The organism is Halanaerobium kushneri (assembly GCF_900156285.1).
GTDB lineage: Bacteria > Bacillota > Halanaerobiia > Halanaerobiales > Halanaerobiaceae > Halanaerobium > Halanaerobium kushneri.
The window spans coordinates 25,096-42,376 of the sequence record NZ_FTNC01000023.1; the positions used below are offsets into that span (position 1 = coordinate 25,096).

At 38.8% G+C, this 17,281-nt stretch carries 14 protein-coding genes and 1 riboswitch; all 14 genes read left to right on the forward strand.

Annotated features, from left to right (window positions below):
* Positions 1-3: 3 nt before the first annotated feature.
* A complete protein-coding gene (locus BW929_RS12320; RefSeq protein WP_076545791.1) occupies positions 4-1,287 on the forward strand; it encodes a TRAP transporter large permease in 1,284 nt (427 codons plus the stop codon).
* A gap of 253 nt (positions 1,288-1,540) precedes the next feature.
* Complete coding sequence (locus BW929_RS12325; RefSeq protein ID WP_076545792.1) at positions 1,541-2,887, forward strand: uracil-xanthine permease family protein; 1,347 nt, start codon at positions 1,541-1,543, stop codon at positions 2,885-2,887.
* Positions 2,888-3,254: 367 nt separating this feature from the next.
* Complete coding sequence (locus BW929_RS12330; RefSeq protein WP_076545793.1) at positions 3,255-5,546, forward strand: xanthine dehydrogenase family protein molybdopterin-binding subunit; 2,292 nt, start codon at positions 3,255-3,257, stop codon at positions 5,544-5,546.
* A gap of 2 nt (positions 5,547-5,548) precedes the next feature.
* Positions 5,549-6,424: an FAD binding domain-containing protein gene (locus BW929_RS12335; RefSeq protein ID WP_076545794.1), complete on the forward strand. Its 876-nt coding sequence runs from the start codon at positions 5,549-5,551 to the stop codon at positions 6,422-6,424.
* A complete protein-coding gene (locus tag BW929_RS12340; RefSeq protein WP_076545795.1) occupies positions 6,417-6,890 on the forward strand; it encodes a (2Fe-2S)-binding protein in 474 nt (157 codons plus the stop codon). Before BW929_RS12335 ends, BW929_RS12340 begins: the two co-directional genes overlap by 8 nt.
* A 1-nt stretch (position 6,891) precedes the next feature.
* The gene (locus tag BW929_RS12345; RefSeq protein WP_076545796.1) at positions 6,892-8,256 is read left to right on the forward strand and encodes an 8-oxoguanine deaminase; all 1,365 of its coding nucleotides are present in this window, start codon (positions 6,892-6,894) and stop codon (positions 8,254-8,256) included.
* Between the two features lie 15 nt (positions 8,257-8,271).
* Positions 8,272-9,603: a putative aminohydrolase SsnA gene (gene ssnA, locus BW929_RS12350; protein WP_076545797.1), complete on the forward strand. Its 1,332-nt coding sequence runs from the start codon at positions 8,272-8,274 to the stop codon at positions 9,601-9,603.
* Positions 9,542-10,456: an FAD binding domain-containing protein gene (locus BW929_RS12355; RefSeq protein ID WP_084566209.1), complete on the forward strand. Its 915-nt coding sequence runs from the start codon at positions 9,542-9,544 to the stop codon at positions 10,454-10,456. Before ssnA ends, BW929_RS12355 begins: the two co-directional genes overlap by 62 nt.
* Positions 10,456-10,941: a (2Fe-2S)-binding protein gene (locus tag BW929_RS12360; RefSeq protein ID WP_076545798.1), complete on the forward strand. Its 486-nt coding sequence runs from the start codon at positions 10,456-10,458 to the stop codon at positions 10,939-10,941. The genes BW929_RS12355 and BW929_RS12360 overlap by 1 nt, the downstream gene beginning before the upstream one ends.
* A complete protein-coding gene (locus BW929_RS15580) occupies positions 10,934-12,280 on the forward strand; it encodes a xanthine dehydrogenase family protein molybdopterin-binding subunit (protein WP_084566210.1) in 1,347 nt (448 codons plus the stop codon). Before BW929_RS12360 ends, BW929_RS15580 begins: the two co-directional genes overlap by 8 nt.
* Positions 12,280-13,275: a xanthine dehydrogenase family protein molybdopterin-binding subunit gene (locus BW929_RS15585; RefSeq protein ID WP_076545799.1), complete on the forward strand. Its 996-nt coding sequence runs from the start codon at positions 12,280-12,282 to the stop codon at positions 13,273-13,275. Before BW929_RS15580 ends, BW929_RS15585 begins: the two co-directional genes overlap by 1 nt.
* The gene (locus BW929_RS12375) at positions 13,275-13,982 is read left to right on the forward strand and encodes a nucleoside-triphosphatase (protein ID WP_076545800.1); all 708 of its coding nucleotides are present in this window, start codon (positions 13,275-13,277) and stop codon (positions 13,980-13,982) included. The genes BW929_RS15585 and BW929_RS12375 overlap by 1 nt, the downstream gene beginning before the upstream one ends.
* Before the next feature lie 33 nt (positions 13,983-14,015).
* On the forward strand, positions 14,016-15,101 hold the full coding sequence (locus BW929_RS12380) for a 4Fe-4S dicluster domain-containing protein (RefSeq protein ID WP_076545801.1): 1,086 nt from the start codon (positions 14,016-14,018) through the stop codon (positions 15,099-15,101).
* 28 nt (positions 15,102-15,129) lie between these two features.
* Positions 15,130-16,878 carry an adenine deaminase gene (gene ade / locus BW929_RS12385; RefSeq protein ID WP_233493629.1) on the forward strand — a complete coding sequence of 583 codons (1,749 nt, stop codon included), beginning with the start codon at positions 15,130-15,132 and terminating at the stop codon, positions 16,876-16,878.
* Positions 16,879-17,025: 147 nt separating this feature from the next.
* Positions 17,026-17,125, forward strand: a riboswitch (purine riboswitch).
* The last annotated feature ends 156 nt before the right edge of the window (positions 17,126-17,281 follow it).

The window sequence follows — 17,281 nt, forward strand, 5'->3', positions numbered from 1 at the left end:
AAAATGCTTGGAACTATAGCTATTACATTTATAGTCTTATTGTTTGCCGGGATGCCAATTGGTTTTACAATCGGTAGTGTGGCTCTGTATGCAATTTATCAGATGGATATGCCGGTTATGTTTAACATGGTACCTCAGAGGTTTTTTGCCGGTCTGGATATGTTTACTCTGATGGCTATGCCATTTTTTATTCTGGCCGGTCAGATAATGAACAAATCTGGAATCACTCACCGACTTGTTAATTTTGCCAATGTTTTAGTAGGGCATCTGCGGGGAGGACTGGCTCACGCCAATATTATTGCCAGTATTTTCTTTGCCGGGATGACTGGAGCAGCCGTTTCTGATACAGCAGCAATTGGTACAATGCTGATTCCGGCAATGGTTGAAGATGGTTATGATAAAGATTTTAGTGCTGCAGTCACTGCTTCTTCTTCAATTATTGGGCCAACAATTCCTCCCAGTAATATGATGGTGATTTATGGTTCTCTAATGGGGGTTTCTATAGCAGGGTTATTTGCTGCTGGTTTTTTACCGGGTCTTTTACTTGGTGGAATGTTAATGATTTTATCCGGATTTATTTCTAAAAAAAGAGGCTATCCTAAAAAAGACAAACGTTCTTCAATTAAAGAGATGGTAGTAGCTTTCTGGGATGCTATTTTAGCTCTTTTAATGCCAGTAATTATTCTTGGTGGTATTTTATCCGGAGTATTTACTCCAACAGAGGCTGCTTCAATTGCTGTTGCTTATGCTTTTATTGTTGGTAAATTTGTTTTTAAGTCTTTAAAGCTAAAAGATATTCCAGAGTTGCTAGAACAGACTGCAAGAACTACAGGAGTAGTATTTTTAATTATTGCTGCTGCTTCAATTCTGGGCTGGATCCTGGCGTCGGAGAGAGTGCCAGAACAAATAGCAAATATGTTTATGCAGATTAGTAATAATAAATATGTAATTTTACTTTTGATTAATTTATTAATGCTAGTTGTTGGGATGTTTATGGATATTGCTGCAGCTTTAGTAATTTTAGGACCAATATTACACCCTCTAGCTGTTAGCCTTGGGGTTCCAGCAATTCAGTTTGGAATTATTATGGTTTTATCACTAAATGTTGCTTTAATGACACCTCCAGTTGGTGCCTGCCTTTTTGTAGTTAGTGGAATTACCAAACTGTCACTTGAACAGATTTCAAAAGCTATCTGGCCCTTTATTGTAGTTGAAATTATTACCTTGTTTGCGATTACCTTTATCGAACCTATTTCAATGTTTTTACCGAGATTATTGGGCTTTTAAATAAAAGAATAGAATATTTCTAATTTTAGCTTAAATACTGCCGAAAGTTAAGTTATAATCTTTTAACTTTTAGAGAACTTACTGAAGCTTTAAGTAGTATTTTTGCAGAAATAGTTTTCTAAAAATTTAGAATAATCAGGAGGTGTATACAGCTATAATAATTATAAATTAGAGAAAAATGCTTAATTGAAGAAGGTAAATTATTTTGTTGGGATAATATAATATTAAGACAAAAATAAAAAGGAGAGATTATATGCAGAATAGTATTGAGAAGCAGGAGAATTATGTTGAAGAAGAACCTTTTTATGGCTTAGATGATAATCCGCCTTTAGTTGAAACTTTGTTATTAGGTTTACAGCATATGCTTGCTATGTTTGTTGGTATTATTACCCCACCTTTAATTATTGCCGGAGTTGCTGGTTTAAATGCTGCAGAAACTGGATTCTTTGTCAGTATGGCATTAATGGTTTCTGGAGTTACAACATATATTCAGGTTACAAAGGTAGGTCCTGTTGGGTCAGGATTGCTGGCTGTTCATGGGACTTCGTTTACCTTTGTGCCAATGGCGATTGCTGCAGCAAGTGAAGGGGGTCTCCCTTTAGTACTGGGCATGGGACTCATTACTGCTCCGGTTGAGATGATATTGAGCAGATTTATCAGACAGACCAGAAAAATATTTCCTCCAGTTGTAACCGGGACAGTAGTTATGCTGATTGGTCTTGGTTTAATGGAAGTTGGTATAACAGATTTTGGTGGTGGAGCAGGAGCAGAAAACTTTGGTGCACCTCAGAATTTAATTTTAGGCCTGTTTGTTTTAACGATTATTATTATAGCTAATCGTTTTGGTAAAGGTCTAATTAAAGTTGGAGCAGTTGCTATTGGTCTGATCATAGGTTATATAGTTTCTATTCCTCTAGGTTTAGTTGATATGGCTGAAGTAGCAAATGCCGGCTGGTTTACTATTCCCAGACCCTTTAAATATGGTTTATCATTTCAGTGGAGCCATCTTCTACCCTGGGTTATGGCTTATATTATTACGACTGTAGAATCTATTGGAGATTTAACTGCAGTAGCTGAAGTTTCAGGTGAAGATGTTGCCAGTGAAGAACATATAGAAAGACTCAGTGGTGGAATCATGGCTGATGGTGTTGGTAGTGCAATCGCAGCTGTATTTAATTCTCTCCCTAACTCAACTTTCAGCCAGAACATTGGTGTTATTCAAATTACAAAGGTTGGTAGTAAAGTTGTCGGTATAGCAGTTGCCGGAATTTTATTCTTACTCGGTCTGGTTCCTAAAATTGGGGCTCTAGTTAGTGTAATGCCAAATCCCGTTTTAGGAGGAGCGACAATTGCCCTGTTTGGTATGGTAGCTACTTCTGGAATGAAGATTGTTACCAAGGGTGGATTGACTGATAGAAAGATTTTTATTTTATCTATTGCCCTAAGTTTCGGTCTTGGTGTGACATTTAGACCGGATGTTGTTGCTCAGCTGCCAGCTGTTATTTCAACTGTTTTATCCTCAGGAATTACAGTGGGTGCCATACTTGCAATTGCTTTAAACTTATTACTTCCTGAGAAAGATGAGAAAAAAATCTGTTAATAAAAAGAAAAAATTATGTTAAAAATCTGTTAATTTAAAATATTTTGTTATATAATATAAATAAGAATTAAATATTGTAAATTAGATTTCATGGACTTTCCCCATTTTAACATTTCTCTCAACTGAGATTGAGATAAATGCCGTAACCATACTTGATTTACAGGTTTAGTACTGGCAGTCGAATGCTGTCCGGGCTGGATACTGGTTTTAATCAGGGTTTAGGTTGGCAAAAATGGTGAAAGTCCATCTGTGTTCAGGATGAAGTTTTTCTAATTGAAGATTGTTTTAGATTAAGAAAAATTTTAGCAGTTTAAAGTACAGCCAGACAGAATAAATTTTATTAAATCTTAATTATGGAGGTGCAGTAATGGCTTTTAAACATGTTAATAAAGGTGTCAAAAGAGTTGATGCCTATGAGAAAGTTACCGGTAAGGCCAAATTTGGAGCAGATTTAGAATTTGCTAATATGCTTCAGGCAAAAGTTTTAAGAACTGAATATCCTCATGCTAAAATTCTTAATATTGATACTTCTGAGGCAGAGAAAATGCCCGGGGTAAAAGGAGTATTTACCGCCAGAGACATTCCCAATAATCTTTTTGGAGTAATTGTTCAGGATCAGCAAGTGCTGGCTGAGGAAAAAGTTGTGCTGGCAGGAGATGGTGTAGCAATGGTGGCAGCGGAAAGTGAAAAAGAAGCTGCGGCAGCTATAGAAAAGATAAGAGTTGATTATGAAGAACTGGAAGGGGTATTTGATCCTCTAGATGCTCGACAAGAAGGAGCTCTAAAATTACACCCGGAAAAAGATGATAATCAGGTGATTCATCACCCACTGAGGAAGGGAGATGTAGCTCAGGGTTTTGCAGAGGCAGATCTGATTTTAGAAAGAGAGTATACAACTCAGTTTATTGAACATTCATATCTGGAGCCAGAAGCAGTTGTGGTTGTCCCTAACGAAGAGAATCATCTGGTTTCTGTTTATGGTTCTATTCAGAATCCCTATGCAACCCGAAACGCGGTTTCTTCCGTTCTGGAAGTTGAACTGGCTGAGGTTAGAGTTATTCAAAATCATATTGGTGGTTCATTTGGAGGTAAGGATGAGGTTGTTTCAGCAATGGCTGCCCGGGCAGCAGTTATGGCCCTTGCTACCGGCAGGCCAGTAAAGATGGTTAATTCGCGTGAAGAATCATTTACTGAAAGTTATAAGCGTCACCCTTATCATTTAAAATATAAGCTGGGAGCTACAAAAGAGGGAAAGCTAACAGCTATGGAAATTGAAGCTGTTGCAGATAGTGGTGGTTATGCCTGTCAGACTCCCTTTGTAACCTGGCGCAGTGTGGTTCAGGCGACAGGCCCTTATGAAGTTGCAAATGTAAAGACTGATACCTATGGCTATTATACCAATAATCCTTATACAGGGGCTATGCGTGGTTATGGTTCACCCCAGGTGATTTTTGCTCAGGAGTCACTGATGGATGAACTGGCTGAAGAACTTGAGATTTCACCTGTGGAACTGAGAAAGAAAAATATGTATCAGCAGGGCTCAGTTACAGCAAGTGGTCAGAAACTGGACAGACATACTGTTTCTTTAAATGAAGTAATGAATAAAGCAATGGAAGCTATTGATTATAAGAAAAAGTATGAGCAATATTCAAAGAAACAGCCCGGTGATAAAAAACGTGGAATTGGCCTTTCTATTTCCTTTAGAGGCTGCAGCCTGGGGGCAGAAGCAATTGATGCAGCGGCTTCTGTGATTCAGATTAATAAAGACGGAAGTGTAGCAGTTTATAGTGGTCTGGCAGAAAATGGCCAGGGTCTAAAAACTATTTTTTCTCAGATAGCTGCTGAAATCCTGGGTGTGCCAATGAATGAGGTTGAGTTTAAAGAACTGGATACGAGTTTTACTCCAGACAGCGGCTCAACAGTTGCTTCTCGTGCTACCTTAATTGGTGGAAATGCGGTTAAAGATGCTGCTGAAAAATTAAAACAGAGAATAATTGATTTTTCTGCTGATAAATATGATTTAAGTGCAGAAGAACTGGCATTAAAAGATGGTTTTTTATATGATGGCCAGGGTAACAGACTGGCTACTTTTGCTGATTTGACAGGCGAAATGGGCAATAGCGGTATTTTGATGTCAGCTTATGGCTGGTACAAATCTCCTCCAATTTCCTGGGATGAAGAAAAAGGTTGTGGTAACCCTTACTTTACCTATGTTTATGGCTGTCAGATAGCTGAGGTTGAAGTTGATACTGGAACTGGAGAATTAAGTGTAATCAATATGGCTGCAGCTCATGATGTTGGGCGGGCAATTAACCCCGAAAATGTTAAAGGTCAGATTTATGGTGGTGTAATGATGGGGCTTGGTTATGGAATTATGGAAGAACTGGAATTAAAAGATGGAGTTATCCAGGGAACTAATTTTCATGATTATATGATACCGACCATTAAAGATATGCCTGATATTAAACCTGTGATTGTAGAAAATCCTGATCCAGATGGCCCTTTTGGCGCTAAATCGATTGGAGAACCAACATTAGAACTTGGAAGTGCAGCAATAGCAAATGCAGTAGCTCATGCCTCAGGTAAGAGAATTAGGTCTCTTCCCCTTAACTTAGAGCGGGTTTTAATCGGTCGTGCTCTGCATAAGGGAGGTAAATAATAATGGTAGAATATCAATTACTTAGAGCGCATAGTTTGGATGAATTATTAGAAATACTGGACGAAAAAGAGAATGTACAAATTTTAGCTGGTGGAACTGATTTAATGGTTGATCTTCACCATCAGGATGATAAATTTGAAAAAATAGATTATCTGCTCGATATTACAGCTGTTAATGAACTTAAAGGAATTAAACTCGGAAATAAAAAGGGCGAAATTGGGGCACTTACTACACATGCTGAACTGGTAAACAGTCCTGCAATAAACGAAAAACTGCCTTTTATTGCGGCAGCAGCCAGCAGTATTGGTTCAACTCAGATTAGGAACAGAGCTACAATTGGTGGTAATCTGGCTAATGCAGCTGCCTGTGCTGATTCTTTTTCACCATTAATTGCGCTGGAGGCAGAAGTTGTGCTGAGGTCAAAAGGAGGAGCCCGAAAAATTTTACTGGAGGACTTTGTGGAGTGGCCATATCAGACAATAATAAAAGCTGATGAAGTATTAGAAAAAATTATTTTTGCGATGCCAGAAGGTGAATATTACAGCAGCTACCAAAAAATTGGACGCCGCAAAGCTTTAAGTATTTCGAGGATTTCTTTGACTCTTTTAGCTGAGGTAGAAAATGGATCGGTAAAAAAAGCCCAGGTTGCATCTGGTGCTGCAACTCCTTTTCCTGTTCCTTTTAGAAAGGTTAATAAATATTTAAATGGGAAAAACTTTGCAGCAATTAATCCGGTTGAAGCCGGCAATATTGCAGCCGATGAGATGGTAGGTATTACCGGGGAAAGATGGTCAACCCCTTATAAACGGCCTGCTCTAGGGAAACTGGTGGAAAGAGCAGTTGAAGATTTACTTGAGGAGGCAGGATATAATGGCTAAGTTAGATGTAGAATTGAAAGTTAATGGCGAAGATTATAAATTGCAGGTAGGTAGTCAGGAGAGACTGCTGGATACAATTAGGGAACAGTTAAAACTGACTGGAACTAAAGAGGGCTGCAGTGTTGGGGAATGTGGTGCCTGTACGGTGATTGTCGATGATCAGGCAGTTAATTCCTGTATGGTGCTGACAGCTCAGGTTGATGGCAGTAAAATTATTACAGTTGAAGGTTTGGAGTCAAAAAGTGGACTTCACCCCCTGCAGAAAGCTTTTATTGAAAAACAGGCTGTCCAGTGTGGTTTCTGTACTCCGGGAATGCTGATGTCAGCACTGGCTTTATTAAATACCAATCCTGAGCCGAGTAAAGAAGAGATTAAAACAGCTCTGGAAGGTAATCTATGTCGCTGTACAGGTTATCAACAGATAATTGATGCAGTTGAGATGGCTGCCGAGGAATGGGGTGGTTGAGTTGAGCAGAATTTTAATCAAAAATGTTAAAGAAATCATTACAATGAATAAAAATCGGGAGCGGCTTAAAAATGCTGATCTTTTGATTGAAAATGGAAAAATTACCAGAATGGGTAGAGGTATTGAAATTGAAGAAGAAATTGATCGAATTATTAATGGTCGCGATTACTTTTTATTTCCCGGTCTGATTAATCTGCATCATCATTTTTATCAGGCCTTAACCCGTAATCTTCCTGACGCTCAGGAATCAGAACTTTTTGACTGGTTAAAATATCTTTATCCTATCTGGTCCCGGGTTAATCCGGATGCAGTTTACTATTCAACCCTGCTGGCAGCAGGAGAGCTTTTAAAAACTGGCTGTACAACTACCAGTGATCATTTTTATGTTTTTCCAAAATCTCAACCTGATAATTTGATTGATAACCAGTTTGAAGCTGCTAAAGAAATAGGAATTCGCTTCCATGGAACTCGAGGTAGTATGTCTTTAAGTGAAAAAGATGGAGGTCTTCCTCCAGATTCAGTTGTTCAGACTGATGCCGAAATTCTTAAGGATTCCAGAAGAGTAATCGAAAAATATCATGACAGATCTCCTTTTGCTATGCAGCGGGTAGCTTTAGCTCCCTGTTCGCCTTTTTCGGTGACTGAAGAGCTGATGATAGAGTCTGTTGAGCTGGCCCGGGACTATGGCGTTAAGGCCCATACTCATCTGGCTGAAACCAGAGATGAAGAAGAGTTTGTTTTAGAAAAAACAGGTCTTAGACCACTGGCTTATATGGAGAAACTGGGATGGGTTGGCAGTGATATCTGGTATGCCCACGGGGTTCATCTAAATAGTGATGAGCTGGCCCGGATGGCTGAAACTGGAACTGGAGTTTCCCACTGTCCGGTTTCTAATATGAAGCTTTCTTCTGGAGCTGCAAAGGTACCGGAGATGATAAAAAAAGGAGTACCCGTTGGTCTGGGAGTTGACGGCAGTGCCAGCAATGATTCTTCAAATATGATTTTAGAGATGAAGGCTGCCTTTTTGATGCACCGGCTGGTCCACGGGATGAAATCAATTACAGCCGAAGATGTGCTGGCTTTAGCCACCAATGGTGGTCGTGATGTTTTATCTCAGCCGGAAATTGGAAGTCTGGAAGTTGGTAAAGCAGCAGATATGTTTCTGGTTAATTCTAAAAGGCTTGGTTTTGCCGGTGGCTTATATGATCCAGTTTCAGCTATTGTCAATACAGGAGATACTCAGATTGTTGACTATACAATTGTCAATGGAGAGATAGTAGTTGAGGACGGTGAGTTGACTCGAGTTAATGAGGAAGAGATTATAACAAAAGCTAATTCTATTTCTGCTGAGATGGTTAATGGCTAAGAAAGGAGTGGTTTTTTGCTCTTATTAACAAATGGAACAGTGATTACTCATGACCAGGAAAATCGGATTATCAAAAATGGAGCAGTTTTAATAGATGGGGGAGAAATTAAGGCTTTAGGAGAAACTGAGCTTTTAAAATCAAAGTATTCGGAAGCTGAAGTTAAGGATGTAGAGGGTAAAGTAATTATGCCGGGTATGATTAATACCCACATGCATATTTACAGTACTTTTGCCCGGGGGATGGACTTAAAAACAGATCAACCTCCCCGTCATTTTTTAGAAATTTTAGAGAAGATGTGGTGGAGAGTTGACAGTACTCTAAAGGCAGATGATATTTATTTCAGCGCCCTTTATGCATTTTTGACAGGTTTAAAGCAGGGGGTTACTTCTGTTTTTGACCACCATGCAAGCTATGGCCAGGTTAGATACAGCCTCGATTTGATTGCTAAAGCAGTGGAAGAACTCGGGATTAGAGCAGATCTCTGTTACGAAATTTCAGACCGCAATGGTCCAGAGCAGTCTCAGGATTCGATTGCAGAAAGCGAGAACTTTTTGCGCAAGATTAGGGAAAAAAATTTAGATCATTTAAATGGAAGAATTGGACTGCATGCTTCTTTCACCTTAGAGGACGAGACTTTAGAGCAAGTTTCGGCTCTGGCAGATGACCTGGACAGTTCTTTTCATATTCATGTTGCTGAGGGTCAGACTGATTTAGAAGACAGCAGACTTAGAGGTTATAATGGAGCTGTCAGAAGGCTTGATCAGTATAATATCTGGCGGCCGGGAACAATGGCTATCCACGGTGTGCATCTGCAGGAAGGTGAGCTGGAGATTTTAAGAGATAATGATTGTTATCTGATTAATAATCCGGAATCTAATATGGGTAATGCAGTTGGAGCAGCTCCGTTAAAAGAGGCACTTGATAAAGGCTTGAAAGTTGGACTGGGAACTGATGGTTATACAACTGACATGTTTGAGAGTATCAAGTTTGCTAATTTAATTCTCAAACATCAGAATCGGGATCCTCGTCTGGGCTGGACTGAAATTCCTCAAATGGTATTTAAGACTAATGCAGAGCTGGCAACAGAAACTTTTGGGCCCCGTCTGGGAGTTTTAGAAGCAGGAGCAGCTGCAGATATTATTGTGGTGGATTATAAATCACCGACTGAGATAAATAGTGATAATACCTATGCGCATATTTTATTTGGAATCAATGGTGGAATGGTTGATACGACAATTGTAAAAGGAAGAATTTTAATGGAAAATCGGGAGGTGCAGGTAGTTGATGATGAGAAAATCACCCATGAAACAGGAGAGCAGGCAGACGATTTCTGGCGTAGATTTTAAAGAATATTTTCAGCCAGAAAGTATTCAAAAAGCTCTAGAAATTAGGGCAGAATATGGGGATCAAATTGAAGTAGCTGCAGGTTCGACAGATTTACTGGTTGCAAATTACGAAAAATTGCACGAAATTAAATACTGGCTGGATCTGGTTAAGCTGGATCAACTGAAAAAAATTGAGGTTATAGATAATGAGCTTCATATTGGAGCAATGGTAACTCATTTACAGCTGATGAAGTCAGACTTAATTAAGAAAAATCTGGCAGTGCTGGCTGCAGCAGCTGAAGATGTTGGTTCACCGCAGATCAGAAGTCGAGGAACAATTGGTGGTAATATATGTACTTCTTCTCCGGCAGGCGATCTCTTAGCTCCACTGTTAAGTTATGGAGCCAGTTTTAAACTGCAGAGTACAGAAGGAGAACGAATTGTAAAAGCAGAAGAATTTTTTACAGGACCAAAAAGAAATTCAATGGAAACAGACGAACTTTTAACTGAAATTATAATTCCACTTACAGATAATAAAAGAGAAGGTTCCTGGATTAAAGTTGGACGGAGGAAAGCACTTGTTATTTCTACTTTAACTCTGGCTGTTGTACTGGAATTTGAAGGAGAAAAAATTGTTAAGGCAGGTATTGCAATGGGTTCAGTGGCTCCAACCCCGGTCAGACTGAAGGGAATAGAAGCCGTAATGGTAGATCAGAAACTTACAGATCTGGATTATAAAGCTCTGGGTAGAGAAGTTAAAGCAAGTATTAATCCGATTGATGATTTAAGAGGAACTAAAGAATACAGAGAAGATGTTGCAGTTGATGTGATGGTTAGAGCTTTAAAAGAGATAGAAAGGAAGGTGAGCAGCTGATGCAGATTACTTTAACAGTTAATGGAGAGCAAAGAGAGTTGGAAGTTACTCCCTATACCAGGCTGCTCGACTTATTAAGAGAAGATCTCGGTTTGACAGGAGTCAAGGAGGGCTGTGGCAAGGGCGAATGTGGTGCCTGCACAGTTATCATGAATGGAGAATTAACTGCTTCCTGTCTGGTACCTGCACCTCAGGCAGATCAGGCTGAGATTATAACAGTAGAGGGTTTGGGCACCAGGGATAATCTACATCCAATTCAGGAATCATTTGTAGAAGCAGGTGCAGTACAGTGTGGTTATTGTATTCCAGGAATGGTGCTGGCTGGTAAAAGACTTCTGGATGAAAATCCCAAACCAACAGAAAAAGAAGTTCGCTATGGACTTTCCGGTAATATTTGTCGCTGTACAGGTTATGCTAAGATTATCGATGCCGTAATGCTGGCAGCAGATAAACTTGCTGTTGAAGGAAGTGATAGTAATGACTGATCAAAGTAAGAGAATTAAAGATTATTTTTGCAAGCATACAACCCGCTGTACAATAGAGGGAGTAAAAAAGAGTAAGCGTTTTGTCGGCCATGATGTCCTTAAAGCAGATGCCTGGGATAAGGTAACAGGTGATGCAGTATATCCTGATGACATCAGTTTCGATGATATGCTATACATTAAAATTAAACGGGCAGTTCACCCACATGCAATTTTAAAAGATATTGATATTTCTCGAGCCAAAAAGGTTCAGGGAGTAGTTGATATCATAGTTGCCGAAGATATTCCTGATGTCAGACAGTTTGGTTTAATTATTCGTGATCAACCGGTTTTAATTGCCCCAGGAGAAAAGATGCGCTATATGGGAGATGCTCTGGCAATTGTAGTTGCCGAAACTAAAGAAGCAGCCAAAAAGGCCAGGGATTTAATTAAAGTTAAAGTTGAAGAATTAGAAGTGATCACTGATCCGTTTAGAGCTATGGAAGATGATGCTCCAAATATTCATCCTGATGGTAATATTGTAATAACTCACCATTTAAATCGTGGTGATGTTGATACAGCTTTTAAAGATTCAGCAATAGTAGAAGAAAATCGCTATCAGACTCAGTTTATTGATCAGCTGCCGATGCAGAATGAAGCTGGGGTTGCTCTTTATGATGAACGCCATGGGGTTGTTGATATCTGGGCTGCAACTCAGTGGCTGCATGATACTCAGGCTGATGTGGCTCAGTCTCTAAGATTATCAAAAGATCAGGTTAGAATTATTCAGCCTACTATTGGTGGAGCCTTTGGAAAAAAAGAAGATGTTTCGGTTCATATTCATCTGGCAATTGCGGCCATGAGGACAGGAAGACCGGTCAAACTCTGTTTTACCAGAGAAGAATCAATGATTACCCAGTCGAAACGGCATCCAATTACAATTATAAATAAAACAGGTGTAGACAGGGATGGTTACTTAACTGCCTGGGAAACTAAATTTATTGGGGATACGGGAGCCTATGCCTCAAGTGGACCTGCAGTTGTGCATAAAGGAATGTACCATGCTACAGGACCATATAACTGTCCCAATTTACGTGGAGTTTCTCATGCGGTTTATACAAATAACACCTATGCCGGTGCAATGCGTGGTTTTGGTACTGCCCAGGGAGCTTTTGCTTATGAACAGCAGATGGATATCCTGGCTCATAAATTAAATATGGATCCAGCTGAATTTAGACTCAAAAATATTTACAAAAAAGATTCAATTACTCCTAACGGTCAGCAGCTAACTCACAGTGTAAATGCTGAAGAAACAATTAAACGAGTGATGGAGCTCAGTGACTGGAAAGGAGGCAGAAAATAATGAAAAAATTTGGACGCGGAATGGCAACAATTATGTTTGGATTTGGTTATGGCGAGGGTTTTCCTGATCATTCAATTGCTTCGATTGAAATTAAAGAAGATGAGAGAATAGTTATTAGAACAGCGGCAGCAGATGTCGGACAGGGAGTTATTACAACAGTAATTCAAATTGCTGCTGAAATTTTAAGGATCAATCCTAATTATTTCGAAGTTGTTCAGGGTGATACCCATAAAACAAAAAATTCTGGCTCAACTTCTGCCACCAGACAGACTTATTTTACCGGGAATGCAGTTAAAAAAGCTGCCGAAGATATGCTGGCTAATCTTTATCACTATGGAAGTCTTGAATTTCGCAGCAATCATCCCGAAATTGCAATTGAAGATGGAAAAATCTATATGTATGATGATCCTGATGACTATATAACTTACTGGGAAATGGCTGAAAGAGTTAAAGAAAGAGGCGAAAAACTGGAAGCAGAGGGGAGCTTTTTCCCGGTGACTTATAGTCCTGATGAGAATGGTCAGGCTGATAAAGTTTATGTTGCCTATACTTTTCTTTCTCAGGTGATTGATATTGAAATAGATACTGATACCGGTATAATTGATCTTTTAGATGTTTATTCTGCTATTGATTTAGGAAAAGCAATTAATCCTAAAAATGTGGAAGGACAGATTGAAGGTGGAACTGTACAGGGGCTGGGAATGGGAATGATGGAAGATCAGGTAATCCGCAATGGTAAGACTTTAAATGCGGGAATGACAGATTATCTGGTTCCGACAAGTGTTGATGTGCCTAAATTTAAACACTATCTGGTTGAAGAAGAAGATTCCGAGGGACCATTTGGAGCTAAGGGTGTAGGAGAGCCAACTTTGATTGCGGCAGCACCAGCTCTGGCAAATGCAGTTTATGATGCAATCGGTGTTAGATTTTTTGATCTACCAATTAGTCCTTCTAAAATTAAAAAGGCTTTAAAAGAAAAGGAAGAAAATAGCTGATGACTAATAATTATCTAATTACTGGAGAAAAAGGGGTTGGCAAATCATCACTGCTGACCCAGCTGCTCCAGCAGGTGGATCTAAAAATAGCAGGTTTTGCAGTTGCCAGAATTAGGGCCAAAAATGGAAAGCCATTAGTATTTAAACTAAATCAAGCCTCAGAATTGATGGAAAAAGGGGCTGCTGCTTTAATTAAAACTGCAGAAACTGATTTTTCAGCAGCGGAGCTTGTAGCCCGGGATCAGCAGGAGGCAAAAAGCTGTCAGGAAACCTTTGCACTTTTTGAAGGTGCTCCAAAAACGTTAAATCTTTCAGCTGCAGCAGGTGATTCACTTAAGCTTTTAAGACATCAAAAAATTTTCGCCTATCGTGAAGTTACTTCTGATAATTTTAATATCCAGACTGATGTTTTTAATAACTTAGGTTTTGAACTCCTGGACCAGTCGGGTGAGATTGTTGTAATGGATGAATTGGGGCGATTTGAACTGAAAGCAGAAAAATTTCAGAAAAAAGTATTTTCTTTGCTTGATTCAGAAAAAATTGTCATCGGAGTTATAAAAAATGAATCAAACCCATTTCTGGATAGAATTCGCCAGAGAGATGATCTAAAAATTTATGAATTAACAGCATCAAACCAGGAGCAGAGAAGAAAAATTTTAGTTGATATTTTAGAAAATTTAAAAAATAATAATCAAGATAAGCTTTAACATTAAATAAAAATAAATAGGAGAGTGGAAAAAATGGCTGATATAAGTGTTAAACTATTTGATCTGACTTTAAAAAATCCGGTGATGCCGGCAGCTGGCCCACCAATCAAAGATGCAGAAATGGCTAAAAAAGCTAAAGATGGAGGAACAGGAGCAATTGTAACTAAAACAATTTCTACTGAAGCAGCAGAAGTGCCAAGGCCTAATATGGCACAGACCCGCGGTGGATTTATGAATACAGAACTCTGGTCAGAAATGGGACCCGATCACTGGCTCAAAAATGAATATCCTCAAATTAAAGAATTAGGTTTACCGGTAATAGTCGGGCTTGGCTACAGTGCAGAACAGATTAATGAGCTGGTAAAAAAGACGGAGCCTTATGCAGATGCTTTTGAGCTATCTACACATTATTTAGGCAGTGATACTTCACCAGTTGTAAAAAGTATTAAGGCAGCTAAAAAAGCTACTGATAAGCCTGTTATGGTCAAGTTAAGTCCACAGATTGATATTCCTAAATTTGCAAAAGCTGCCGAAGAGGCAGGAGCCGATGGTCTTGTTTTGATCAATTCTTTTGGCCCAACACTTGATTTTAATATTGAAAGCGGAAAACCACTAATGGGTAGTGAAGATGGTTACGGATGGCTTTCGGGTGAAGCAATTTTCCCACTTGCCTTAAGAGCTGTTTTTCAGGCTGTAAAAACGGTTGATATTCCGGTTCTTGCAGTTGGTGGAATTTCCACTGGAGAAGATGCAGTTAAAATGATAATGGCAGGAGCCAGTGCGGTTCAGACCTGTACAGCTGCTATACTTAAAGGCCCTAAAATTTATGGTAAAATTGCTAAAGAAATTAATGATTACCTGGAAGAACATGATTATGATAATTTGGATCAGATTAGAGGTCTGGCTCAAAAAGCAGCACCAGAAAAAGCCAATTACAGGACGAAAGTTCCAGAGATTATTAGAGAAAGTTGTACCGGTTGTCGCCTCTGTATTACCAGCTGTGTTTATGATGCAAATTATCTAGACGATGACAATAAAATTGTAATTGATGCAGCTAAATGTGCTGGCTGTGGACTATGTGTAACTCGCTGTAATTTTGATGCCTTAAAACTGGCTTAATAAAGAAAGAGAAAGGGGGGAGCTTATCTTGAAACAGGAAATATTAAGGCAGGCTCGCGGTCTGGTAAAGGCAGATAAAGTGTTTAAAAATGCAGTAATCGTAGACGTTTTTAATGAAAGATTGATTGAAAACGATATTGCAGTTGCAGATGGGATTATTATTGGAATTGGTGATTATGAAGGAAAAGAAGAAATTGATTTAGGAGGGAGAATTGTTACTCCTGGTTTGATTGATGCTCATCTGCACATTGAGTCTTCGATGACCAATGTAGATGAATTTGCCCGAGTGATTATTCCCAGAGGAACTACTACAATTGTTGCTGATCCTCATGAAATTGCAAATGTTGCTGGTCTGACAGGAATTAAATATTTACTTAAAGCTGGAAATGCTCAACCCTGGAATTTTAATTTAATGCTTCCTTCCTGTGTTCCGGCATCAAAATTTGAAAATTCTGGTGCAGAATTATCGGCAGCAGATTTAAAGACTTTAATTGACGAAAAAGGAATTTTTGGTCTGGGAGAGGTAATGGACTTTCCCTCAGTAATTAATGGTGAGTCTGGAATCTGGGATAAGATTGAAATGGCTGCTGATTTATTTAAGGATGGTCATTCGCCAGGGCTTTCAGAAAAAGATTTGAATGCTTATTTACTGGCAGATATTGAAGCTGATCATGAAGCTACAACAGCTGCTGAAGCAATTGAAAAAGTGGCTAAGGGAATGTATATCATGATTAGAGAGGGATCGGTAACCAGAGATCTAGTTAGTCTGCTGCCAGCGGTCAACAGCAGTAATTCTTCTCGTTTTATGTTTGCAACAGATGACAGACATCCAGGAGATTTAATAAAAGAAGGACAGATTGACTTTGCAGTTAGAAAAGCAATACAGTATGGGCTCTCACCTTTGAGGGCGGTTAAGCTGGCAACCATTAATGCTGCTCAGGCACTGGGAATTAAAAAAATCGGTGCTGTTGCTCCAGGATACAGAGCAGATTTGCTGGTTTTCGATAATTTAAGAGAATTTGCTGTAAAAAAAGTTTACAAAGATGGCCGCCTGGTGGCTGAAGATGGTACTCTGTTAAAGTCAATTGATGATAAGATTTCACTTGATAAAGACGATTTTATGAATAAAGATATTGAAGAAAAAATTTTCAATTCGGTTAGAATTGGCAATATTTCAGAAAGTGATTTTCGTCTGCCTGCAGCTAAGAAATATCGGGTAATAGAATTAATTAAAGATCAGGTAGTAACAGGAAAATCAATTTATCACACAGAGGCAGAATATGATGACGAACCACCTGCAATTGAATTAATTGGACACAATTTGGTTAAGTTGGCGGTTGTAGAAAGACATCATCGAACTGGCAATGTTGGTCTGGGACTTTTGCGTAATTTTGGCCTGCGTCGGGGAGCAATTGCGACTTCTATTGGTCATGATGCTCATAATATTGTTGTGGCAGGGTTGGGAGCTAGAGACATGGAACTTGCAGTGCGTGAGATTGAAAAAATGCAGGGGGGATTGGTAATAGTTGTGAATGGAAAAGTAGAAGCGACCCTCCCACTACCAGTTGCAGGGTTAATGGCTGTTAAGTCGGTTAAAGAAGTAGCAAATCGTTTAGAGAAGATGCGTGAAATTGCAAATAGCCTTGGTGTCAATCGTGATGGGCCATTTATGACTTTATCTTTTATGGCATTAACGGTTATTCCTGAGTTGAAATTAACTGATCAGGGACTATTTGATGTTAGTAAATTTGAAAATGTTGAGTTAATTATAGAATGATTTAAAGCCTGTTTAAAATAATCTATTTATGTATTTTTATGGTCTGAATTCAAAACTTTATTGACAAGCTGCTTAAGTTTATCTATAATAATAGATGGAATTAAAGTCAGATCATTATTTTTAAAATATATAAATATTTCAGCTTAAAATTAAATTTTAAATAGGCCTCGTATAATTGTGATGATATGGTTCACAAGTTTCTAGTGTCAGCCGATAACTGACAACTATGAGGGAAATAAATTAATCTAACTGCTTTTTAATTGGAAAAAGTTTATTTAATTGTAGAGATGTTTTTAGGTAGAAAGCAGGAGATTAGTTTATACATGGAGCCCATGTTTTATCTTTCGGATTTAACCCGGGAAGGTAGATTCCTCTTAGTTGAGGTATCTATTTTCTCGGGTTT